This window comes from Enterobacter hormaechei subsp. hoffmannii (assembly GCF_001729745.1).
GTDB lineage: Bacteria > Pseudomonadota > Gammaproteobacteria > Enterobacterales > Enterobacteriaceae > Enterobacter > Enterobacter intestinihominis.
The window spans coordinates 3,449,801-3,472,268 of the sequence record NZ_CP017186.1 but is presented as its reverse complement, the minus strand read 5'-3'; the positions used below and the strand labels follow the sequence as shown (position 1 = coordinate 3,472,268).

At 57.6% G+C, this 22,468-nt stretch carries 24 protein-coding genes; 13 read left to right on the top strand and 11 right to left on the bottom strand.

The window, feature by feature from the left end:
- Nucleotide 1: 1 nt before the first annotated feature.
- The gene (locus BFV65_RS16275) at nucleotides 2–328 is read right to left on the bottom strand and encodes an ElaB/YgaM/YqjD family protein (protein WP_017382769.1); all 327 of its coding nucleotides are present in this window, start codon (nucleotides 326–328) and stop codon (nucleotides 2–4) included.
- A 158-nt stretch (nucleotides 329–486) separates the two neighbouring features.
- Between BFV65_RS16275 and BFV65_RS16270 the strand changes: the two genes are divergently transcribed.
- Nucleotides 487–831 carry a DUF2002 family protein gene (locus BFV65_RS16270; RefSeq protein WP_006811693.1) on the top strand — a complete coding sequence of 115 codons (345 nt, stop codon included), beginning with the start codon at nucleotides 487–489 and terminating at the stop codon, nucleotides 829–831.
- A 32-nt stretch (nucleotides 832–863) separates the two neighbouring features.
- Here BFV65_RS16270 and alaE read toward each other — a convergent pair whose 3' ends face one another.
- Nucleotides 864–1,313: an L-alanine exporter AlaE gene (gene alaE / locus BFV65_RS16265; RefSeq protein ID WP_022649127.1), complete on the bottom strand. Its 450-nt coding sequence runs from the start codon at nucleotides 1,311–1,313 to the stop codon at nucleotides 864–866.
- A 497-nt stretch (nucleotides 1,314–1,810) separates the two neighbouring features.
- Between alaE and stpA the strand changes: the two genes are divergently transcribed.
- Nucleotides 1,811–2,215, top strand: coding sequence for a DNA-binding protein StpA (stpA, locus tag BFV65_RS16260; protein WP_022649126.1), 405 nt, complete (start codon nucleotides 1,811–1,813; stop codon nucleotides 2,213–2,215).
- 37 nt (nucleotides 2,216–2,252) lie between these two features.
- On the opposite strand, the gene BFV65_RS16255 is transcribed toward stpA, so the two are convergent.
- Together BFV65_RS16255 and BFV65_RS16250 are read right to left on the bottom strand one after the other, a co-directional pair.
- Complete coding sequence (locus BFV65_RS16255) at nucleotides 2,253–2,432, bottom strand: GDFGVC terminal motif YodC-like protein (protein WP_006811690.1); 180 nt, start codon at nucleotides 2,430–2,432, stop codon at nucleotides 2,253–2,255.
- Between the two features lie 82 nt (nucleotides 2,433–2,514).
- The gene (locus BFV65_RS16250; RefSeq protein ID WP_022649125.1) at nucleotides 2,515–3,033 is read right to left on the bottom strand and encodes a rhodanese family protein; all 519 of its coding nucleotides are present in this window, start codon (nucleotides 3,031–3,033) and stop codon (nucleotides 2,515–2,517) included.
- A gap of 179 nt (nucleotides 3,034–3,212) precedes the next feature.
- On the opposite strand from BFV65_RS16250, the gene BFV65_RS16245 reads away from it, so the two are divergent.
- Entirely contained in the window at nucleotides 3,213–3,371 is a 159-nt protein-coding gene (locus BFV65_RS16245) for a YqaE/Pmp3 family membrane protein (protein ID WP_003862203.1), read from the top strand.
- Here the strand turns inward: BFV65_RS16245 and BFV65_RS16240 are convergent.
- Nucleotides 3,368–4,297 carry a LysR substrate-binding domain-containing protein gene (locus tag BFV65_RS16240; protein WP_032625925.1) on the bottom strand — a complete coding sequence of 310 codons (930 nt, stop codon included), beginning with the start codon at nucleotides 4,295–4,297 and terminating at the stop codon, nucleotides 3,368–3,370. The two genes, BFV65_RS16245 and BFV65_RS16240, sit on opposite strands and share 4 nt — an antisense overlap.
- A gap of 320 nt (nucleotides 4,298–4,617) precedes the next feature.
- On the opposite strand from BFV65_RS16240, the gene BFV65_RS16235 reads away from it, so the two are divergent.
- The 7 genes from BFV65_RS16235 to BFV65_RS16205 all read left to right on the top strand — a co-directional run bounded on the left by BFV65_RS16235 (nucleotide 4,618) and on the right by BFV65_RS16205 (nucleotide 13,071).
- Entirely contained in the window at nucleotides 4,618–5,223 is a 606-nt protein-coding gene (locus BFV65_RS16235; protein WP_022649123.1) for an ankyrin repeat domain-containing protein, read from the top strand.
- A gap of 108 nt (nucleotides 5,224–5,331) precedes the next feature.
- Nucleotides 5,332–6,873, top strand: a complete 1,542-nt coding sequence (gene fdrA, locus BFV65_RS16230) for an acyl-CoA synthetase FdrA (RefSeq protein ID WP_069596888.1) — start codon at nucleotides 5,332–5,334, stop codon at nucleotides 6,871–6,873.
- Nucleotides 6,873–8,288 (top strand): YlbE family protein, encoded by a 1,416-nt coding sequence (locus BFV65_RS16225; protein ID WP_069596887.1) that lies wholly within the window; start codon nucleotides 6,873–6,875, stop codon nucleotides 8,286–8,288. Before fdrA ends, BFV65_RS16225 begins: the two co-directional genes overlap by 1 nt.
- 11 nt (nucleotides 8,289–8,299) lie before the next feature.
- The gene (locus tag BFV65_RS16220; protein ID WP_069596886.1) at nucleotides 8,300–9,880 is read left to right on the top strand and encodes a xanthine permease; all 1,581 of its coding nucleotides are present in this window, start codon (nucleotides 8,300–8,302) and stop codon (nucleotides 9,878–9,880) included.
- Nucleotides 9,877–10,833, top strand: a complete 957-nt coding sequence (locus BFV65_RS16215) for a carbamate kinase family protein (RefSeq protein ID WP_023306797.1) — start codon at nucleotides 9,877–9,879, stop codon at nucleotides 10,831–10,833. The genes BFV65_RS16220 and BFV65_RS16215 overlap by 4 nt, the downstream gene beginning before the upstream one ends.
- Nucleotide 10,834: 1 nt before the next feature.
- On the top strand, nucleotides 10,835–12,214 hold the full coding sequence (locus BFV65_RS16210; RefSeq protein ID WP_069596885.1) for an amidohydrolase family protein: 1,380 nt from the start codon (nucleotides 10,835–10,837) through the stop codon (nucleotides 12,212–12,214).
- A 125-nt stretch (nucleotides 12,215–12,339) separates the two neighbouring features.
- On the top strand, nucleotides 12,340–13,071 hold the full coding sequence (locus BFV65_RS16205; RefSeq protein WP_023298437.1) for a class I SAM-dependent methyltransferase: 732 nt from the start codon (nucleotides 12,340–12,342) through the stop codon (nucleotides 13,069–13,071).
- Here the strand turns inward: BFV65_RS16205 and BFV65_RS16200 are convergent.
- Nucleotides 13,068–13,670: a short chain dehydrogenase gene (locus BFV65_RS16200; RefSeq protein WP_023298436.1), complete on the bottom strand. Its 603-nt coding sequence runs from the start codon at nucleotides 13,668–13,670 to the stop codon at nucleotides 13,068–13,070. The two genes, BFV65_RS16205 and BFV65_RS16200, sit on opposite strands and share 4 nt — an antisense overlap.
- A gap of 97 nt (nucleotides 13,671–13,767) precedes the next feature.
- Between BFV65_RS16200 and BFV65_RS16195 the strand changes: the two genes are divergently transcribed.
- Both BFV65_RS16195 and BFV65_RS16190 read left to right on the top strand, forming a co-directional pair.
- On the top strand, nucleotides 13,768–14,655 hold the full coding sequence (locus BFV65_RS16195) for a LysR substrate-binding domain-containing protein (protein WP_045308444.1): 888 nt from the start codon (nucleotides 13,768–13,770) through the stop codon (nucleotides 14,653–14,655).
- A 20-nt stretch (nucleotides 14,656–14,675) separates the two neighbouring features.
- A complete protein-coding gene (locus BFV65_RS16190) occupies nucleotides 14,676–15,857 on the top strand; it encodes an aminotransferase-like domain-containing protein (protein ID WP_022649114.1) in 1,182 nt (393 codons plus the stop codon).
- A 54-nt stretch (nucleotides 15,858–15,911) separates the two neighbouring features.
- Here the strand turns inward: BFV65_RS16190 and BFV65_RS16185 are convergent, their stop codons facing one another.
- Nucleotides 15,912–16,331 (bottom strand): nuclear transport factor 2 family protein, encoded by a 420-nt coding sequence (locus BFV65_RS16185; protein WP_023298434.1) that lies wholly within the window; start codon nucleotides 16,329–16,331, stop codon nucleotides 15,912–15,914.
- Between the two features lie 95 nt (nucleotides 16,332–16,426).
- Between BFV65_RS16185 and BFV65_RS16180 the strand changes: the two genes are divergently transcribed.
- Entirely contained in the window at nucleotides 16,427–17,158 is a 732-nt protein-coding gene (locus BFV65_RS16180; RefSeq protein WP_069596884.1) for a helix-turn-helix domain-containing protein, read from the top strand.
- On the opposite strand, the gene nudI is transcribed toward BFV65_RS16180, so the two are convergent.
- From nudI to BFV65_RS16160, 4 genes are all read right to left on the bottom strand, one after another.
- Nucleotides 17,130–17,555 (bottom strand): nucleoside triphosphatase NudI, encoded by a 426-nt coding sequence (gene nudI, locus BFV65_RS16175; protein WP_032625899.1) that lies wholly within the window; start codon nucleotides 17,553–17,555, stop codon nucleotides 17,130–17,132. The two genes, BFV65_RS16180 and nudI, sit on opposite strands and share 29 nt — an antisense overlap.
- Nucleotides 17,556–17,688: 133 nt before the next feature.
- Nucleotides 17,689–18,888, bottom strand: coding sequence for a beta-barrel domain-containing protein (locus tag BFV65_RS16170; protein ID WP_069596883.1), 1,200 nt, complete (start codon nucleotides 18,886–18,888; stop codon nucleotides 17,689–17,691).
- Nucleotides 18,869–21,061 carry a type I secretion system permease/ATPase gene (locus tag BFV65_RS16165; RefSeq protein WP_023298431.1) on the bottom strand — a complete coding sequence of 731 codons (2,193 nt, stop codon included), beginning with the start codon at nucleotides 21,059–21,061 and terminating at the stop codon, nucleotides 18,869–18,871. Before BFV65_RS16165 ends, BFV65_RS16170 begins: the two co-directional genes overlap by 20 nt.
- Nucleotides 21,058–22,461 carry a TolC family outer membrane protein gene (locus BFV65_RS16160; protein WP_069596882.1) on the bottom strand — a complete coding sequence of 468 codons (1,404 nt, stop codon included), beginning with the start codon at nucleotides 22,459–22,461 and terminating at the stop codon, nucleotides 21,058–21,060. Before BFV65_RS16160 ends, BFV65_RS16165 begins: the two co-directional genes overlap by 4 nt.
- Nucleotides 22,462–22,468 lie beyond the last annotated feature (7 nt).

The window sequence follows — 22,468 nt, the reverse complement described above, 5'->3', positions numbered from 1 at the left end:
CTTACTTACGCAGGCTAAGCAGGGCGCCGACAAAAATCCCGACTGCCGCGACCGTTCCCAGCGTACACAGCGGTTTTTCACGTACGAAGGTGGTGGCGCAGCTGGCCATATCGCAGGCCGCCTGAGTGGTACGTGAGCGGCCATTCATCCTTGCGCGCGTTTCACGCAGCAGAGACTGAGCCTTACGTTTCGCGGCATCTGCTTCGTCCTTCGCGTCAGAGCCCCAGGATTTCAATACGGCTTCCAGCGTGTCCGCTAATTGGCTGACATCGTTACGAATATCCTGGGTGTCGTCGTTAATATCGTTTCGGTTCGGTCTGTTAAACATACGATCCTCCATAATTTGTGTTCCCGTTTAGTTTAGTCCAGAAATGTAATATCTGAAGCGAGTCACGGCTTAACGGGCAGTTTATGGAATATTCTGAAAGCCCTGCTAATGCTGAATACTGTAAGGTTGCCCGGCAGGTATGATAATGAGGAAAAGATATGTATTTACGACCCGATGAGGTGGCGCGCGTTCTTGAAAAAGAAGGGTTCACCATGGATGAGGTAACATCAAAAGCGTACGGATATCGCCGTGGTGAGAATTATGTTTACGTCAACCGTGAAGCAAGAATGGGGCGTACTGCTCTCATTATTCACCCGACACTCAAAGACAGAAGCCTGTCATTTGCTGAGCCCGCCTCGGATATTAAAACCTGCGATCATTATCAGCAATTTCCGCTCTATTTAGGCGGCGAGACGCATGAACATTATGGTATTCCGCACGGTTTCAGCTCGCGTATGGCGCTGGAGCGTTTCCTGAAAGGGCTGTTTGGCGACGTACAATAACTCAGCGACTGGCATGAGCCAGTCGCCTTATCTTACGCTTTTGCCTGGCTATAAGGGCTGACTTTAAACAGGCGGCGGCAGTAGTCAAGGAAGTAACCGTACACCGCACCCATCAGCATAGATACCACGATATTTGAACTTACCGCGGCGGCGATTTGATGCCAGTCTGCGCCCACCGTCAGCAAAATAACCACATACACCGGGGACTGGAACGTCACGTAAGCCAGCACGTCCGCCAGGTTTTTTACCCAACCTGCCGGGCTAATACGCCGGGCGAAACGCATCACCGCATCGCGATACATTCCGTACGGCCAGGCAATCATGATATTCACCGGAATGGCCACCAGGCGCGATGAGAGGGACTGCTCAAAGGTCATTCCGGACAGGAAAATTTCAATCAGCATGTTTACGACGGAACAGTAAACGACCATCGCGAACGTATCCGCTACCGCATGGCGCAGGCGAGACTGCGGTGAGAACATGTCTGAACTCCTCGAACAGGACAAAAAAGTGGCGTTTTTACCTGCGGCGTTTAGTGCTTTAGGTTGGTTTGTTTTGAGTGTATAGCGTATCCCTCTGGCTTTTAACTAACAAGTAGTGATTAATTTTTATTTATGGGCGCTTTGTCCATAAAATTCTCTAAAGTTGGCTGTTTTTTGTGCGAGTCGTTATTTTCTTTCCCATTCACCGTTTTATTAAACGAAATCAAACTATTAGCTTATCTGAGCAAGCGTATAACGTTTGTTATTCGGAGGATGCCGGGCGGTTTTTTGAACGGCATTAAACAGGGATTTTTGACCAGGTGCAGGACGGAATATTACGCATTAAAACTGACAGGTAATTCGGGGTTATATTAACGGGATATTCTAAAACATTTACAATAATGTCAAAACGACAGAGTGGGTAGATATCAGAACAAAAATCAATTATTCTGTTGCCTGATTTATGTTATACACACGAAGAAAGGTTTTTCATTATTATGGCTTTAACGTTACAGAATCTTAATAATATCCGTACCCTCCGGGCGCTGGCGCGTGAATTATCCATGGATGTTCTGGAAGAAGTGCTGGAAAAAGTTCGGATTGTCACAGAAGAAAAACGCAGCGAGCAGGCTGAATTAGAGCGCCAGCGCGCTGAACAGCAGGATAAAATTAATGCTCTGCTGGAATTGATGAAGGCAGACGGTATTTCCCCGAGCGATCTGTTAGGCGGAGAACTGGCTCATGCGGGCCAGCCGGCTAAAAAACGTAAAGCGCGTGCGGCGAAATATCGTTTCATCGACGCGAACGGTGAAGAGAAAACGTGGACCGGTCAGGGACGTACGCCAAAGCCAATTGCGAACGCACTGGCAAACGGTAAATCGCTGGACGATTTCCTGATCTGATGATTATTCGGGCGGTGTATTCCGCCCGATTATTGACTTAGCAGACGCCAAAGTCACCTTCTTCGGAGTACAGAACTACGTCCGCCGCTTTCAGGTGATATTTCTCGCCCTGCTCATTGCTGGCCTGCACGGCCACAATGTTTTCACCATTTACTTCGAGCACTTTCAGTTTCGGACCGCCCTGACGCGGTTGGACATAATCACCGACAGAAAACATAGCACCTCCTCATCATTGTCACGATCTTCACCATAGCCCACGTCCGGGGCGGGGTACAGCCTAATCTTTCAGATACCCCTTATCAGGTACGTCGGTTCCACGGCATCACTTTCAGCAGTCGCGCCATACCGCAAAAACCTGTCACTCCGGCGAACAGCAGCCCGGCGCCCACAAAACCGCTTAGCAGGAAAAAGCCGCTGGAGACGCTGTAACCCAGCACCACGCCGCAGAGAATCAGCAGCCCGGCGGCGATCTGCACCTGACGCATCAGCGGAAGCGGCTGCGATTTATCTTCAACGGTCAGCAGCCCGGCCTGCTTCCAGCCCTGAATGCCTCCCTCAACCACAAAGGCGTTCGCAGGGGACGCTGCCCGGGCAAGACGAGCATCATTGTTTGCGGTTCTTGCGCCAGACTGACAGTGGAAAATCACCGTTTCTCCCGGCGCTGCGTTAAGCCCGCCGGGTAACGAATCCAGCGGAATGGAGTGCGCCGCTGGAATATGCTCGCGGGCATACTCGTCGGGGTCGCGAATATCGATAAGTTTGGCGCCTTCAGCAATAAGCGCGTTTGCCTGCTGCGGCGAAATAAGAGGAAGAGACATTGTGTTTCCTTACGGTCAATTTCAGAACAGTAGAGCATTTAAGGCAGGGTTTCAGCCAGTGTAAAGAGGGTAAAGGCAGGTAAAAGCGCGAGAGACGAATGGCAGTTACCCGTAAACTGGCTACGCTTAGAGAAGTGTCTTTTATAATTTTCAATTGGTTAGCTTGCACGGAGTTATTTATGGGTTTTTGGCGCGTTGTTTTTACGATTATTCTCCCGCCGCTGGGCGTGCTGCTTGGCAAGGGACTGGGCTGGGCGTTTATCCTGAACATCCTTCTGACCATCCTGGGTTACTTCCCGGGTCTTATCCACGCGTTTTGGGTTCAGACGAAAAGCTAGGTACGCCACAATAGATCACTGTAGATCCGGGTCAGCGCGCCCTCGGGGCCAAACTGCTGTTTGATCCAGCGCGTGACCTGACCGGTCGCCGCATGCTGCGTGGCGAGCAGCATGCGCGAGTCCTGGCGCGGATTATTGATTCGCCGCTTTACCAGCAGCCCGTCCTCCACCGCCTCACGCGTCATATACTCCGGTAAAAATCCAATACCCTCCCCCAGGATCTGACACTGACACTTGGTGTTAAAGTCCGGTACCAGAATCGCCTCCTGACCGTGAAGCAGCCAGCCGACCTTCTTGTTGATGGTATGCGCGGTGTCCTCGACCATGATATTGGGATACAGACGCAGCTGACTTTCAGAAATGGGCTCCGGGGCGAACGCCAGCGGATGCGTGGGCGCGATGGCAAATACCCAGCGGATCGCGCCTATCTCGGTGTAATCGATGCCTCCGCCATCCAGCAGCGTATCCGGCGCGCCAATGGCGATGTTGGCCTGATTATTAATGATGGAATCCCAGACGCCGTTATACACCTCGGTCGTCACCGTGATTTGGCAGGTAGGAAACTGTTTTTTCAGCACCTGGAGCAAACGCGCGGTATGGCGTGGCGTATACAAAAGCTGATTAATGCAGATGCGCACCCGCGTCTCAATGCCCTGCGAAATGGTATCAATCCCGCGCTTGATGGCATGAAAGTCATTCAGCAGGTCGGTCGCTTTACGATAAAAATAAAAACCGGATTCGGTCAGCTCAATGCTGCGCGTGTTGCGTACAAACAGCACCACGTCCAGCCCGGTCTCCATACGTTTGATGGTGTAACTGATGGCGGAAGTGGTGACGCCCAGCTCGGCAGCCGCTTTGCTAAAACTGCCAAAGCGTGCCGCGGTGGTGAAGGCCAGCAAATTCTCTTCGGTAAAGATGGAATTCATATTATGGCTCCTGGTTACCATCAGTTTTGAACATATTTTAACACCGGCGTTACATCATGGTTGATGTCGGTCACAGTTCTGGATTTTTACGTAGAGCCGCGCTGTGTAAGGCTTTTTCAGCCATAAGGATAATGCAGCCTGAAGCGCGTAAAAGCGGTAAAACATAAGAAAAAGGTTGCACAGACGCACATTTCTCCCGGACTGTTGAATTTAACTCAACAATGAATTGCGTGTCGATGAATCATTTTTAAGCGGATTCTTTTATGACCAGGCTGTTGCTATTCTCAGGTCATCAGAAGTGAAACATAGGGAGTCTGAATATGTCTGCAACTGCACTGGTTACAGAATTTCTGCTGGCGGCAGAAGAGGGCAATATCGACGCGCTAAAAGCCTGCCTGGAGAAAGGCGTGGATATTAACGCGACCAACCGCCAGAAAAGAACCGCCATTATTATTGCCAGCCTGAAAAAGCATTACGCCTGTGTGGAGTTTTTAATTGCCGCCGGGGCGGATATTGATAAACAGGACCAGACCTGTTTTAACCCCTTCCTGATCGGCTGCCTGACCAATGATTTAACCCTGCTGCGCATTGTCCTTCCGGCGGATCCGGATCTCGACCGTCTGACGCGCTTTGGCGGCGTGGGCATTACCCCTGCCAGTGAAAAAGGGCACGTTGAAATCGTGCGCGAGCTGCTGGAAAAAACCGACATCAACGTCAACCACACCAATTTTGTCGGCTGGACGCCGCTGCTGGAGGCCATCGTATTAAACGACGGCGGCGCAAAGCAGCAGGAAATTGTGAAGCTGCTGCTCGATCACGGCGCGAACCCGCACATGACCGATAAATACGGCAAAACCCCGCTCGAACTGGCGCGGGAAAAAGGCTTCAACGCGATCGCAGACCTGCTGCTGGCGGCAGGCGCATAGTGCATTCGGTCAGCCTTCCCCTGGCTGGCCGTTAATCAATAAACGCATTGTTACCGACGTGCATTTAGCACGACGGCGGCCCCCTTTTATCTTAAACAGGTGAAAATAATGCCAACCAAAATCGTCATAAAAAAGAATACGTATTTCGATTCGGTTTCCTTAATGTCGGTTTCCACCAAAGCCAATAAATTGCCGGGCGTCGAGCAGGCGTTTGTGGCGATGGCGACGGAAATGAACAAAGGGGTATTAAAAAACCTCGGGCTATTAACGCCGGAATTAGCGGACGCGAAAAACGGCGACCTGATGATCGTTATTAAAGGCGACGCGGCGAATGAGGAAACCCTTGCCGCCATTGAAGCGTTATTCACGCGTAAAGAGAGCGCTGGCTCCCATGAAGCACGCTACGCGACGATTGCCAGCGCCAAAACCCATCGTCCGGACAGCAACCTTGCGGTGATATCCGTCAACGGCACCTTCGCCGCCCGCGAAGCGCGCCAGGCGCTGGAAAACGATCTCAACGTGATGCTGTTTTCCGATAATGTGTCGCTCGACGACGAGCTGGCGCTGAAGCAGCTGGCGCATGACAAAGGATTGCTAATGATGGGGCCGGACTGCGGCACCGCCATTATCAACGGCGCGGGGCTGTGCTTTGCCAACGCGGTACGTCGCGGGCCAATTGGCATCGTTGGCGCCTCCGGCACCGGTAGCCAGGAGCTGAGCGTGCGCATTCACGAGTTCGGCGGCGGCGTGTCGCAGCTGATCGGCACCGGCGGGCGCGATCTCAGCGAGAAGATTGGCGGCCTGATGATGCTCGACGCCATCGACATGCTGGAGGCGGACGACGCGACCCGGGTGATAGCGCTCATCTCCAAACCGCCTGCACCCGCGGTGGCAGAGAAAGTGCTGGCCCGGGCACGCGCCTGCCGCAAACCTGTGGTTGTGTGCTTCCTGGGCCGCAACGAACCACCAGCCAATGAAGACGGCTTGCAGTTTGCTCGTGGCACCAAAGAGGCGGCCCTGAAAGCGGTGCTGCTTACCGGCATTAAAAAAGACTCCCTGGATTTACATCCGCTCAACTGGCCGCTGATCGAAGAGGTGCGCGCCCGCCTGACGCCGCGGCAGAAGTACATTCGCGGCCTGTTCTGCGGCGGCACCCTGTGCGACGAAGCGATGTTTGCCGCGCTGGAGAAGTTTGACGATGTTTACAGCAACATCCAGCCGGATCCGGCCAGGCGTCTGAAGGACATCAGCGTCAGCCAGGCCCACACCTTCCTTGATTTCGGTGACGACGATTTCACCAACGGCAAACCACACCCGATGATCGACCCGACCAACCGCATCAGCCGCCTGCTACAGGAGGCGCGCGATCCGCAGGTGGGCGTCATCGTGATGGACTTCGTGCTGGGCTTTGGCGCACACGAGGATCCGGTGGGGGTGATGATCGAGGCGATCAAAGAGGCACAGGCAATCGCGAAAGCCGACAACCGTCCGCTGGAAATTCTCGGCTACGTGCTCGGCACCGATCAGGATCCGCAGTCGCTGGCCCAGCAGTGCCAGCTGCTGACCGACGCAGGCGTCATCTGGGCCAGCAGCAGCACCAATACCGGATTACTGGCACGCGAATTTGTCTGCAAAGGGGAGAGAGCATAATGACGACCTTATTCAACCAACCGCTGAACGTGATTAACGTCGGGATTGCGATGTTCAGCGACGACCTCAAAAAACAGCACGTTCCCGTGACCCAGCTCGACTGGACGCCGCCGGGGCAGGGCAATATGCAGGTGGTGGACGCGCTCGATCAGCTGGCGGAAAAACCGCTGGCGGAGAAAATCGCCGCCGCGAACAACATTGCCCTGGAGCGGATTATTCAGTCCCATCCGGTGCTGGTGGGCTATGACCAGGCGATCAACGTGGTGCCGGGCATGACCCGCACGACCATTCTGCACGCCGGTCCGCCTGTTACCTGGGAAAACATGTGCGGGGCGATGAAAGGCGCGGTTACCGGCGCGCTGGTGTTTGAAGGGCTGGCGACGGATCTGGAGGATGCCGCAAGGCTGGCGGCGTCAGGTGACATCACCTTCTCGCCGTGCCACGAGCACGACTGCGTTGGCTCCATGGCGGGTGTTACCTCCGCGTCGATGTTTATGCACATCGTTGAGAACAAAACTTACGGCAACCGCGCCTTCACCAACCTCAGCGAGCAAATGGCGAAGATCCTGCGCATGGGGGCTAACGACCAGAGTGTGATCGAGCGCCTGAACTGGATGCGCGACGTGCTCGGCCCGATGCTGCGCGACGCGATGAAGATTATCGGCGAAATCGACCTGCGCCTGATGCTGGCCCAGGCGCTGCACATGGGCGACGAGTGCCACAACCGCAACAACGCGGGCACCACGCTGCTTATTCAGGCGCTGACGCCGGGGCTGATCCAGGCGGGCTATCCGGTGGCGCAGCAGCGTGAAGTGTTCGAGTTTGTCGCCAGCAGCGACTACTTCTCCGGTCCGACGTGGATGGCAATGTGTAAGGCCGCGCTGGATGCCGCCCACGGCATTGAGTACAGCACCGTCGTCACCACCATGGCGCGCAACGGCTACGAGTTCGGCCTGCGCGTCTCCGGCCTGCCGGGGCAGTGGTTCACCGGCCCGGCGCAGCAGGTGATCGGCCCGATGTTCGCGGGCTATAAGCCGGAAGACTCCGGGCTGGATATCGGCGATAGCGCGATTACCGAAACCTACGGCATCGGCGGCTTTGCGATGGCGACAGCCCCGGCAATCGTGGCGCTGGTGGGCGGCACGGTGGAGGAAGCCATCGATTTCTCCCGCCAGATGCGCGAAATCACTCTCGGCGAAAACCCGAACGTCACCATTCCGCTGCTGTCGTTTATGGGCATCCCGTCCGCCATCGACATCACGAAGGTCGCGGGCAGCGGCATTCTGCCGGTCATTAATACCGCCATTGCCCATAAGGACGCCGGTATCGGCATGATTGGGGCGGGCATCGTTCACCCGCCGTTTAGCTGTTTTGAAAAGGCGCTGTTAACCTTCCGCGATCGCTACGTTCTATAAGGTATGCATCCATGAAAAACATGAAACTGGAGTGGAAAAGAGGTGACTGGGCAGCTTATTTCGGGTTGATGACCAACAACCTGACCAATTTGCTGACCATGATGGGGTTGCTCATTTTTGTCGTCGGCATCCCGAAGGAGATTGTTTATGGACGCATCGCGCCAGCCTTCGGGCTGGCGGTGCTGGTAGCGAGTCTTTGCTATACGTGGTTTGGCCTGCAAATGGCGCGCGCCACCGGACGAACGGACGTCACCGCGCTGCCGTCCGGCCCGAGCGCGCCGTCGATTTTTACCGTGACCTTCCTGGTCTTAATGCCGGTTTACCAGCAAACCGGCGATGCGGATTTCGCGATTCAGATTGGCCTGGTGTGGTGCTTTGTGGAAGCGATGATCCTCGCGGGCGGTTCCTTCCTGGGGGAAACCATCCGCAAGATGATCCCGCGTACCGTGCTGCTGTCGTGCCTGTCCGGTCTTGGCCTGCTCCTGCTGGCGATGAACCCGATGTTGCAGGCGTTCGAAGCGCCGACCGTGTCGTTTATCGTCCTGCTGCTGATCTTCATTAACTGGTTCGGTAAAAAGCCGATTTTCGCCCGCATCCCGACCGGCCTGCTGCTGTTGATTGCCGGTACTCTGCTTGCGTGGATCTCCGGCCTGCAAAGCCCGGATGCCATTAAAGCGTCCATGTCATCCTTCGGCTTTAACCCGCCGGAAGTGCATGTGGACAGCTTTATGCAGGGGTTGCCGCACGCGCTGCCGTATCTGGCGTCCGCCGTACCGCTGGGGCTGGCGAACTACATCTTTGACCTGGAGAACATCGAAAGCGCCCATGCGGCGGGGGATGAATACCCGACCCGCAAGGTAATGCTGGCGAACGGTCTGGCCTCCATGCTCGGCTGCCTGATGGGCAATCCGTTCCCGGTCACGGTCTACGTCGGCCATCCTGGCTGGAAAGCGATGGGCGCCAGCATCGGCTACACCCTGGCGTCCGGCGTGACCATGTTCATCGTGCCGCTGTTCGGGCTGGGGGCCTTTATGCTCGCCATCATCCCGATGACCGCCATCGTGCCGATTCTGGTGTTTATCGGCGTTGTCACCGCCAACCAGGTGGTGAGGGAAACCCCGAAAGTGGAGGTGCCCGTCATCTTCATCTGCCTGTTCCCGTGGATTGCCAACTGGGCGCTGACCATGATGAACAGCGTGATGAGCGCGGCGGGGACCAGCGCGGCGAAAATTGGCACCGACGTGCTGCACAGCAAGGGGATCTACTACGAAGGCCTGATGCATCTCGGCAACGGCGCGCCGCTCGCCAGCATGCTCTGGGGCTGTATCGCCATCTTCGCCATCATCAACAAACCGCTACGGGGGGCCGTCGCCGCCGCAGGAGGCGCGCTGCTGGCGCTGTTTGGCGTGATCCACGCCCCGGTGGTGGGCTTTGCCGAGGGCAGTTCCCTGATGTTCGTCACGGCCTACCTGATGATGGGCGGGATGTTTGTGGTGAAGCATGTTCTCGATAACTCTGTTAATCCCCCTCTCCCAGTGGGAAAGGGCCAGGGTGAGGGTGCCAGAACGCACCTTCTAAAGGAAACAAAATGAAAGAGCTTATGGTCGTTGCCATCGGCGGCAACAGCATTATCAAAGACAACGCCAGCCAGTCGATTGAGCATCAGGCGCAGGCGGTCAAAGCGGTGGCTGAGTCGGTGCTCGAAATGCTGGCCTCGGACTATGACATCGTGCTCACCCACGGCAACGGCCCTCAGGTGGGGCTGGATCTGCGCCGCGCCGAGATCGCCCACGAGCGGGAAGGGCTGCCGCTGACCCCGCTGGCAAACTGCGTGGCGGATACCCAGGGCGGCATCGGCTACCTGATCCAGCAGGCGCTCAACAACCGCCTGGCGGCGCGCGGGGAACAAAAAGCGGTCACGGTCGTCACGCAGGTGGAGGTGGATAAAAATGATCCTGGCTTTATGCACCCGACGAAACCCATCGGCGCGTTCTTCAGCGAGGCGCAGCGCGACGAACTGCAACTTGCGCACCCGGACTGGCATTTTGTCGAGGATTCAGGCCGGGGCTATCGCCGCGTGGTAGCTTCACCGCAGCCGCGGCGCATTGTCGAGGCGGATGCCATCAAGGCGCTGACGCAGAAAGGATTTGTGGTGATCGGCGCAGGCGGCGGAGGCATTCCTGTGGTGCGCAGTGACCAGGGCGATTATCAGAGCGTGGACGCGGTGATAGATAAAGATCTCTCCACCGCGCTGCTGGCGCGCGAGATCGGCGCCGACGTGCTGGTGATCACCACCGGCGTGGAGAAAGTGTGCGTGAACTTCGGCAAGCCGAACCAGCAGGCGCTGGATACCGTCAACGTGGCGCAGATGACGCGCTACAGGGATGAAGGCCACTTCCCGGCGGGCAGCATGTTGCCAAAAATCGTCGCTTCGCTGGAATTTTTACGCCATGGCGGCAGGCGCGTGATCATCACCTCGCCGGACTGCCTGCCCGCAGCGCTGCGCGGTGAAACGGGTACCCACATTGTTAACGAAGGAAGATAAGATGAGTGAGAATAAAAGCCGCCGCGAGTTTATTAGCCAGAGCGGTAAAATGGTTACCGCCTGCGCGCTGTTTGGCGCCACGGGTTCCGTCGCGTATGCTGCCGATTCTGCTAAGGCAACCTGCGTGACGGGTAAACCGATGAACATCACCGCAAAACATTACTATCTCGACAACGTGCTGCTGGAAGCCGGGTTTAACTTCGACGGCAGCGTGGTGACAAGTACCCGCACCGAGCTGAAAACGCTTGAGATAAAAGACGGGAAAATCGTCGCCCTGCGCGATAACAACAGCCACGCCGACGCGGCCCTGCCGCACTTCGATGCGGGCAAAAAGCTGATGCTCCCGGCGATGCGCGACATGCACATCCATCTGGACAAAACCTTCTATGGCGGCCCGTGGCGCTCCCTGAACCGTCCGGCGGGTACCACCATTCAGGACATGATCCGCCTGGAGCAGAAGCTGCTGCCGGAATTACAGCCTTACACGCAAGAACGCGCCGAAAAGCTGATCGACCTGATCCAGTCCAAAGGGTCCAGCATCGCCCGCAGCCACTGCAACATAGAGCCGGTTTCCGGCCTGAAAAACCTGGAAAATTTGCAGGCGGTACTGGCGCGCCGTAAGCCAGGTTTTGACTGTGAAATCGTTGCCTTCCCGCAGCACGGTCTGCTGCTGTCGAATTCTGAAAAGCTGATGCGCGAGGCGATGCAGGCGGGGGCGCACTACGTGGGCGGGCTGGACCCAACCAGCGTCGACGGCGCGATGGAGAAATCCCTCGACACCATGTTCCAGATTGCGCTGGATTACAACAAAGGGGTGGATATTCACCTGCACGAAACCAGCCCGGCGGGCGTGGCGGCGGTGAACTACATGGTAGAAACCGTGGAGAAAACGCCGGCGCTGAAGGGGAAGCTGACCATCAGCCACGCCTTCGCGCTGGCGACGCTTAACGAACAGCAGGTGGATGAGATCGCCACCCGCATGGCGGCGCAGCAGGTGACCATCGCCTCCACCGTGCCGATTGGCACCCTGCACATGCCGCTGAAGCAGCTGCGTGATAAAGGCGTGTTTGTCATGACCGGTACCGACAGCGTGATTGACCACTGGTCCCCGTACGGTCTGGGGGACATGCTGGAGAAAGCCAACCTCTACGCCCAGCTCTATATTCGCCCGAACGAACAGACGCTTTCGCGGGCGCTGGGCATCGCCACCGGCGACGTGCTGCCGCTGAACGACAAAGGTGAGCGCGTGTGGCCTAAAGCGCAGGACGACGCCAGCTTCGTGCTGGTGGATGCCTCCTGTTCCGCCGAGGCCGTGGCGCGTATCTCTCCGCGTACCGCGACGTTCCACAAGGGGAACCTGGTCTGGGGCTCTGTGGGCTAATGTGGTGCCGGGTGGCGCTGCGCTTACCCGGCCTACGGTTCGGAGATTTTGTAGGTCGGGTAATGCGAAGCCGCCACCCGACAATGCAGTATACTGCTATGCACATTCTTAAAGAGGGATCTGCCATGGCACAAAACATCTACGACAATCCGGCGTTTTTCGAAGGCTACGCCCAGCTTCCGCGCTCCGTGCAGGGGCTGGACGGCGCGCCGGAGTGGCCTGCGCTTAAGGCGATGCTGCCGGATTTAACTGGCACATCAGTTATCGATCTTGGGTGCGGCTACGGCTGGTTCTGCCGCGTGGCGCGCGAGCTGGGCGCTTGTGACGTCACGGGCGTCGATATCTCTGAAAAGATGCTCGCCCGCGCGGCAGAACTGACGGATGACACGCAGATCCACTATCAGCGTAGCGATCTGGAATCTCTTCAGCTTCGCGAAAACAGTCTCGATCTGGTCTACAGCTCGCTGGCGCTGCACTATCTGCCGGAACTGGACGCGTTATTCGCCAGGGTGCAGCGTGCGCTTAAACCCGGCGGCAGCCTGGTTTTCTCGATGGAGCACCCGATTTATACCTGCGCCACCCGTCAGGGCTGGCTCACCGACGACAACGGTGAGCGGTTCTGGGGCGTGAACCATTATCAGGACGAAGGCAAGCGCGTCAGCAACTGGCTGGCAGAGGGGGTAATCAAATACCACCGCACGCTGGGTACCACGCTTAACGCGCTGATCAAGGCCGGATTGACGATAAGTGAAGTCAATGAGTGGGGACCAACGCAGGCGCAGGTTGACGCCTGGCCCGCGCTGGCCGAAGAGGCGGAACGCCCGATGCTGGTGCTGATCGCCGCCCGTAAGGCTTAATAGCCGACTTTATATACCCGCCCGCTCTGTACCCCTTCCACGCTGCGGCGGTAGGCCTGCGCAACGGTCGCAGCGGGAACGCTTTCAAAGCCCGGGAAAAAGCCATCATATGCTTCGACGGATTCCGTCAGCACCGTCGGGCTGATCAGGTTAATGCGGATCCCGCGCGGCAGTTCACAGGCCGCGGCGCGCACAAACCCTTCCAGCGCCGCGTTTACGGTGGTGGCATTGACGCCCTGAGCAATCGGTTCGTGCGCCACAATCCCGCTTATCAGCGTGATCGAGCCGCCTTCGTTCAGGAAGTGCTGGCCGGTCAGCGCCAGACGAACCTGCCCCAGTAGCTTATCCTGCAAGCCCCGGTTGAACTCGCCGTCGGTCATGGTTGCGAGCGGGCCGAAGTGTACCCCACCGCTGGCGGAGACAATCGCATCCACCGGGCCGATCTTTTCGAACAGCGCCTGTACGCTCGCCTGCGAGGTGATATCCACCTGATGCTCGCCCTGCGTGCGACCCACGCGGATCGTCTCGTGGCGTTGGCTTAACTCTTCTGTGACTGCACGACCGACCGTACCGCTGGCACCAATAATGACGATTTTCATAGCAGACTCCTTATGTTGTGAGCCTTCATTCTTTAATAAATAAAAACTCAGATAAACTGGGCTAACGTTAGAAGATTACTAACCAGAGGTTTGGAATATGGATAAGCTTCGCGGGATGGAGACGTTCATCGCGGTGGTGGAAAGCGGCAGCTTCACCGGCGCGGCGGCCCGGCTGGAGATGTCGGCGGTGATGGTCGGGAAGTATATTGCGCTGCTGGAATCGCAGCTCGGCACGCGGCTGCTGGAGCGCAACACCCGTCGCCAGAGCCTGACCGACGCCGGACGCGTTTATTTCGAAGAGGCCAGGCGCGTGCTGGAGCAGGTCTCGATTGCTGAAAACGCAGTTGAACGTCTGCGAGCCACGCCCGCCGGCACCCTGCGCGTGACGGCACCCACCTCGTTTGGCGGCTGCGTTATCGCGCCTCTGACGGCCACGTTTTTACAGCGCTACCCGCAAGTGCGCATCGAACTGGATCTCACCAACCGAATGGTGGATCTGGTGGAGGAAGGGGTCGATCTGGCCATTCGCATCGGGGAGATCCGAAATGAGGATCTGGTGGCGAAATACCTGTGTCCCTACAACATGACGATCTGCGCCGCGCCGGAATATCTGGCGCGTCACGGTACGCCGCAAACGCCAGCCGATCTGGTGGATCACCTGTGTCTGTCGCACACGGTATGGACGGCGCGTAACGAGTGGCGGCTGCCCGGTGTGGAAGGCGAGGTGCGCTGGAAGCGTGATGCCGTCTTACGATGCAATGACGGCTACGGCTTACGCATGGCGGCGCGAGCCGGGGCAGGACTGTTGCTGCAACCGGAAGTGCTGGTGGCTGAAGAGCTGGCAAGCGGCAGGCTGGTTCGGGTTCTGGAAGCGTTTACGCCCGCGCCGAGGCCGGTGCATTTATTGTGGCGCCAGGATTTGCGTCCGCTGCCTAAGCTAACGGAATTTATTGCCCATATTCTGCTAAGATTGGGCACAATATAAAAAAAGAAGGTAAGTAAAGAATGTCTGCAAACAAACTCGCCAGCAGCGCGCAGGGCCTGCAATCCTCTGCCATCCGTGAATTATTAAAACATAGCAAAATGGCAGGCGTGATTTCGCTGGGGGGCGGTATTCCAAACCCGGATCTGTTCGATCATGAAGGTTTAAAAATTGCCGCTGATGCCGTGCTGTCTCAGCATTTTGGCGAAGCGTTCCAGTACGGCCTGACGGAAGGCGTCCCGGGGCTACGCGAAGAGATCCAACGCATCTGTGAAGGTCGCGGCATCGCCTGTAAAGCCGATGACGTGGTCATTACATCCGGCTCTCAACAGTCGCTTGACGTGCTGGCGCGTGCGTTAATTAACCCGGGCGATACGGTCGTCGTTGAGCGTCCGACCTACCTCGCCGCGTTGCAGGTCTTTGGCCTTGCACAGGCGAATTTTGAATCCGTCGGCACCGACGGCGACGGCATGAAAGTAGATGAACTTGAAGCGCTGGTGGCAACCAAAACCATCAAAGCGGTTTATATCGTGCCAACCTTTGGTAACCCGGGCGGCGTGACGCTCTCCGAGGCGCGTCGTAAACAGCTGGTGGAATTATCGAAGCGCTATGACTTCGTGATTATCGAAGACGATCCGTACAGCGAAATCAACTATACCGAGGAAGCATTCCGCCCGCTGATTGCTCATGCCAAAGATATCGGCAATGAGGATAACGTGGTGTACACCTCCACCTTCTCTAAAATCCTCGCGCCGGGCACCCGCGTGGGCTGGGTGCTGGTGCCGGAGTGGCTGAAGCGTGCGGTGGTGAACCTCAAGCAAACCACCGATCTGCACACCAGCACGCTGTCGCAGCTGATGACGTACGAATATCTGAAAACCGGTCGTCTGGCGAATCAGATTAAAATGATCCGCGAAGCCTATCGCCAGAAATACCAGACCTTTGCCAGTGAACTGGAAGCGGAGCTGGGCGATGTGATGTCGTTCCACAAGCCAAAGGGCGGCATGTTCCTGTGGGCGAAAATGAATAACGGCATCAATACGACGAAATGGCTGGAAAAAACGTTGAGCAACGGCGTCGTGTTTGTGCCGGGTGAGTTCTTCTACTGCAACGAGCCGGACCACACCACGCTGCGCATGTCTTTCGTTACCCCAACGGATGAGCAGCTTAAAGAAGCGGTTCGACGTCTGAAAATTTCCCTGTAAGCGGATGCGCATAATGGCAGATGCCGTTATGCGCTGTTCCCGTGTAGGGTAAGGTTATTGCGTGGCGTGGGCGAGGGTGCGGTCAAATGCATCGCCGTCTGGCGCCTGTGTGACTTCATGGATCCGACAAATTTTCCCCTCGCGCAGCGTGGCAAACATATACACCTCTAATTCTGCCTGGCGACCATCCGGATATGTCACGGCCACTCTGTGCCGGTCTGCCACACATTCGTTATGGCAACATAACGCTTCCACGGTAAACGTAATCTCGCGGATCTGCGCACGCACATGGTTCAGGTGTTTCATAAATCCCTGATAATCAAGCATGTGACCGTCCGTAACCTGCTGGTAATCGGGCGTAAACACCTCTGCCGGATCTACATTGCCATTGAATAAGCGGGTTAACAGACAGGCCATTTGCTCGCGCTGCGCGGTGTTGTCGGGCTGGTTTATCAGGGATGTAATGATGGTCATGTTAGCTCCTCGTGATGTTGAGCCGCTATTATCCTTGACAGCATAAGGCGTAGTTTCTGTAATAAGTCGAAGAATAACGATTTTCGGTCAAATTCATGCTGACAACTGAGAGGCTTGTTCATCCCGGCGGCTATCACACCCCGTGGCACAGCCATCATGCCGGCCAGCTCTGGCGCATTGCTGCGGGGCTGCTGGTGATTGAGACGCCGCTGGGGCGTTCGGTGGTACCCGCAAAACATATCGGCTGGATCCCGCCTGGTCAGCAGCACGCTGCCTTTTCGGAAAGTGCGATTGAAGGTTGCGCTGTCTATCTTGACCCTGCCCATTGTGAAGGGCTTCCGGAAGAGGCCACGCTTTTCGAGTCTGACGATTTTACCGATGCACTGTTTTCCCGTTTAAGCGTTGCCGGGAGTGAATACGATTCCCGAAAGCTCATCCTGCTGCTGGAGGAGTTGGCTCTGGCGTCTCAGGTCCGCTTTTATCTGCCCGTACCGACCGATCCCCGGCTGAAAAATGTGGTCAGGAAACTGCTGCAATCCGTCGATGATAATCAGACGGTGGAAAGCCATGCCAGCCGTGCCGGGATGAGCGTACGTACATTCAACCGGCGGTTTAGCGCGGAGACGGGGATGAACTTCGTCAACTGGCGCCAGCTGGCGCGCGTCATGCAGGCGATGGAGTGGCTGGCGGCGGGGAAGCCGGTGGGGTGGATTGCGCTCTCGTGCGGATACAACAGCGTCAGCGCATTTATTGAAGTTTTCAGAACGTGGACCGGTAAAACGCCGGGGCAGTGGGCGATTAAAGAAGGCCCTTTTGCGCAAAGGTAATGCGCGTGGCCTCGTTGAGATCCAGCTCTCTTAACGATTCCGGATAAACCCAGGCGATCTCCTGAAACTCGTCGTTAAACGTAACATCCCGATTGGCGCTGATGCAGTCGAAGATCAGATAAATCATATAAATTTCCTCGGTGGTACCCTCGGCGTAAGTTTTGACCCTGATGTCATCGCGAAAAGCCCAGGGCTTGACGTCGATAATGTCCAGCGCGTCGCCCAGCTCCTCACGGACTTCACGGCGCAGCGCCTGTTCCATGGTTTCGCCGGGTTCCATTCCACCACCGCAGAGTGCCCACTGACCGGGGAATACACCGCGATCGTCGGCCATTTTACATAGCAGGTAGGCTCCGTCATTCTGGATGATGGGGCAGACAATGGTTCGTTGGCGCATGATTTCTTCCTGAAAAATGAATTTGGGCTACTATAGCAGATTGGTGATGGAGATCATGTTAGGTGTGTTGGATCCTCATCACTCGGAACAGCGGTGTAGGCCGGGTAAGGCGAAGCCGCCACCCGGCGTTTGACTACCGCTCCCTCAGCGCCTCCTTCGCCCGGTTAAACGGCTTAATCAGATAATCCAGCACCGTTTTCTCCCCGGTCTTAATATCCACCGTCGCAATCATCCCCGGCACAATCGAAAAGTGCCTGCCCGCCTTGTTCACCAGATAATCCTGGCTTGTGCGAATGAATACACGGTAGTAGAACACCTCCGGCTTCGCTTCGTCCTGAATGGTGTCCGGCGAAATGGTCTCCACCACTCCGTGCAGCCCGCCGTAAATCGCGTAATCGTAGGCGGTGATTTTCACCAGCGCCTCCTGATTAGGATGGATAAAGGCGATATCCCGGGGCGAGAGGCGGGTTTCAATCAGCAGGTGATCGTCCACCGGCACAATCTCCATTAACTCGCCGTTGGGCGGTATGACGCCGCCGATGGTGGTCACCTTGATGTTTTTCACGATCCCGCGCACCGGCGACTTCACCGTCAGGCGGGTAACGGAATCCTCGCGGCCTTTCAGGATCGCTGACACCATATCCACCTCGGCGTTGGCCTTCGACAGCGCTTCACGGGCCTGCACGTAATACTGGGAACGCACGTCGGTGAGCTTCAGCTCCAGGTCGCTTTTCTGCCGTTGCAGGCGCAGCACTTCCACGTGGCTGGCGGCACCGGTTTTCACCAGCCGTTGAGTGATCGCCAGTTCTTTATTGGCGAGCGCTAACGCGGAGCGGAGTTCACGCTGCGTATCCTCCAGCTGGGCGCGGCGAGAGTTGTAAAGCCGCGTTTCTGCGGCGGTCAGTTCGGTCCATTTCGCCAGGGAAGGCGGGAATTTCAGCGGGAGATCGTTCACCTCGGCGTACAGGCGCACGCTGGAGGCCAGCGACGCGCGGTAACGCGCCGCGCTTTCGCCGACGTTAGATTCCGAGCGGGTAGGATCCAGCCGCGCCAGCACCTGTCCGGCCTGCACCTGATCCCCTTCGTGTACGTTCAGCTCGGTGAGGATCCCCCCATCCAGCGACTGCAATACCTGCTCGCGTGAACTGGGGATCACTTTTCCGGTGCCGGTTGAGACTTCATCCAGCACCCCGAACCACGCCCAGACGCCGAGCACCACAAACATCAGCAGGGAGAAGAAAACGATGCGCCGGGCACCGGTATAACCGCTTTCGGAGTCGAGCGCGTTATCCAGATCTTCTACTGCGGCAACGTCACGCTGATTGATTTTCATTGTTCCACTCCCGTCCGGTTGCCTGCTGCTGTTGCTGCATACGGCTGTTGTTCAGCGCCTGCGCTTTTGGCGCGTCCATCACCAGCATGCCATCTTTGAGTACCACCACGCGCTCCACCAGCTCCAGTACCGGCACGCGGTGGGTCGCGACAACCAGCGTGCGGTTGCCGAGCCACGCCCCGAGACGTTGAATAAATTCCCGCTCGGTATGTTCATCAAGGGAGGCGGTCGGTTCATCCATCAGCACGATATTCGGGTCGCGCAGCAGCATCCGCGCCAGCAGAATAGACTGCCGCTGCCCGCCGGACAGCCCGACGCCGTTCTCCATAATCGGGTAATCCAGCCCCTTTGGCAGCTTCTGCACAAAGCTGGCCGCGCCGCACATCTCCAGCACCTCGAAGATCTCTTCATCGGTGGCGCGCGGCATGCCGAGCGTGATGTTCTCGCGCAGGGTGCCGTAAAACAGCCGGGCGTTTTGGGTCATAAAGCCGACGTTTCTCCGCACGTCAGCCACGTCCAGATGCGGCAGGCTGAGGTTGTCGAGCCGCAGTTCACCGCCCGCCAGATCCATCCCGCCCGCCATCGCCTGCAACAGGGTTGATTTGCCCGCGCCGTTGCGCCCGAGGATCGCCACTTTTTCGCCCGCTTTGATCTCCAGGCGGTTAATGCGCAGCGCCATGCGGGGATCTTCCGGGTGATAGCGGAACTGCGCCTGCTCGAAAAGATAGTGGCCGCGCAGCACGTCCTGGCGGATCGGCGTCTCTTCGCGCTGGTTCTCGGTCGGCAGCTGCATAATGCTGTCCAGTCCCTCTTTGGCAGCCTTCACCTGCTGCCAGCGGGCCAGCACGCCGCACAGCGTCGCCATCGGGGCGATCATCCGTGAGGCGAGCATCGAGGCGGCCACCACCGAACCGGTGGTTAAGGTGCCGTCGATCACCATCGGCGCGCCCACCACGATCACCCCGGCATAGACCAGGCTCTGAATGGTCATCCCCCAGCTGATCAGGTTCTGCGTCAGTTCGCGGGTGCGCAGGCCGGATTCGGCGGTGATCTGGATATAGCTGTTCCACTGCTGCAAAAAGCGGTTCTCCGCCTGCATCAGCTTGATGTCCTCCAGACCCTGCACGCTCTCCACCAGCACCGCGTTGCGCAGGGTAGATTCATGCGCCGACTGCTTCGCCAGCTCCGCCAGCTTCTTTTGCAGCAGCAGGCCAGGCAGGACCATGATCACCGCCGCCACCGGGGCGATCCACGCCAGCTGCGGGGCGATGATCGCCAGCACAATCACAAACAGGATAAAGAACGGCAGATCGACGATGGTGGAAATGGTGGAGGAGGTGACCATCTCGCGGATCTGCTCCAGCTCGCGCAACTGGGAGATAAAGCTGCCGGTGGAGCGCGGAATGGCGCTGTGGCGTAGCCGCAGCGCGTGGCCGAAGACCCGATCCGAGACGCGCATATCCGAGCGTTTGCCCAGCAGATCCATAATGTGCCCGCGCGCCACGCGCAGCACAAAACCAAACAGCGTGGCGATCAGTACCCCAATAGTCAGTACGTAGAGCGTCGGGTAGGACTGGGCGGGGATCACCCGGTCATACACCTGCATGGAAAAGACAATGCCGGAGAGGGAGAGCACGTTGATAAACAGCGCCGCCAGCATCACCCAGCTGTAAGGGCGAAGGTCGCGCATCACCAGCCGGTAGAGCCAGTCCGGGCGGTATTTTGAGATATAGGCGTCCACGCGGCTGTCCTTCAGCGCCGCCAGCGGACGCAGGGCGATGACGTGGCGGATGGCAGGCAGCATCGCGCTCATCGACAGGCGGTTGGTGTGCGTGTTGTCGTCGAAAAAGCTGACCTCAAGCGTATCCTCGCCGTCGAAATTGTCGATCACGCCGATTTTACCGTCGTTTAGCTCTACCACCACCGGCAGACGCCAGCTGTTAATGGACTGCTGATCGGCCGTCAGCAGCTGGAACGTCAGCCCGGCTTCACGGGCGAGCTGCGTCAGCGCGGGCACCATCGGTTTGCCTTTCAGCCACGGCGCGCCCGCGATCAGCGAGCCTGGCGAGCAGGCAACGCGATAGCGCGTCGCCACATAGCCAAACGCCTGCGCCCACTGCTCCAGCGCCTCATCCGTCATGTTTTCACCTTGCGGAATATCGCGTTGCTTCATGGCTGGATCTCCACGGTCTGGATGGTGCGGTTTTCAAGATCGAACGCCTGACGTATGCGCCCGGTTTGGTAGAGACAGTTCAGCTGAAGCTGGCGGAGCTGTCCGGCGGTTTGCTGCTGGGTAAAGCGCGCCTGATACACCTCCTGCTCGGCGTTGAGCACGTCGAGCAGCGGGCGGGAACCAAGATCGAGATACTGCTGCTGATACAGCTCGCGGGTACGGGCGCTGAGCGCTTCCTGGCGGCCCTGGATCTGAAGCGTGCTCATCAGGCTCATCACCTGGCTGCGCGCTTCCAGCAGTTTTTGCCGCACCTCAAGACGGGTGCGCTGAATGGTGGACTGGGCCGATTCCACCGCGTGTCCGGCGGCGTTACGCCGGGCGGTGAGGCCGCCGCCCTGATAGAGCGGCATCTGCACTTTTACCCACGCGGAGTACTGGGTGCGGTCCCGCGTTTCGTTGCCTGAGTAGCGGTCGTTAAGATAGTGGCGGACTTCCGGCTCCAGCGAGACGGTAGGGGTCATCTGCGCGTTGGCATAGTCGAGATTGGCCTGCGCGACGTTGGCCTGCGCCCAGGCCGCTAATACCGAGGGCACCAGACGATCGTCCGGCTCGGCAATATCGCAGCTGCGGGCCAGACTTTGCGGAAATTCATTGCTGACCGCGTTCAGGCCGTCCCAGCCCAGCATGCTCATCAGCGTGGCGCGTGAGCTGTCGAGGCTGGCCTGATACTGCATCAGCTGCGCTCGCGCGCCTTCGATACGGGCATCGGTCTGCACCACGTCAGAGAGCGACGTGGCGCCTTCGTCATTACGCAGCTTCGTCAGTGTGCCGATGGAGGTCAGGGCGTCCAGCTGTTCTTTAGCGGTCTCGACCATCTGCTGCCAGGTCTGCACCTGCACCATAGCGATGGCGGTATCGTGGGCGATAGTGTCGATGCTCACCAGTACGTTGGCCTGCTGCTGGGCGACGCCCGCGTTTTCGGCGCGCACCTGGCTTGCGACTTTGCCGAAGTCGTAAAGCATTTGCGAAAGCGAAAGCACTAGCGAGGGGGTAAAGCCATTATCGTCGCCGTCGTGGCTATAGCCGTTATCCATGCCGGCGCTAATTTGCGGATAATATTTCGATTTGGCGACGTCCACATTTTCGCTCTGCTGATAAAGTTTGCCGACGGCTTCACTGATGGCCGGATGCCAGGTCACGGCGCGGTTTACGGCTTCATCCAGCTGTAGCGTGCCGGGGGCGGCTTTGCTGGCTACGGGCGCCACGCGGCCATTTAAAGAGGGGAGTTCCTGCGTTTCGCTTAATTGTCCGGTATTAATCATCGCCGCAGGGTTTGCCGCGATAGCGGGCACAGATATCAGGCAGCACGAGAGCCACCAGTAAGGCATCTTCTTTCCCATGTCTTGT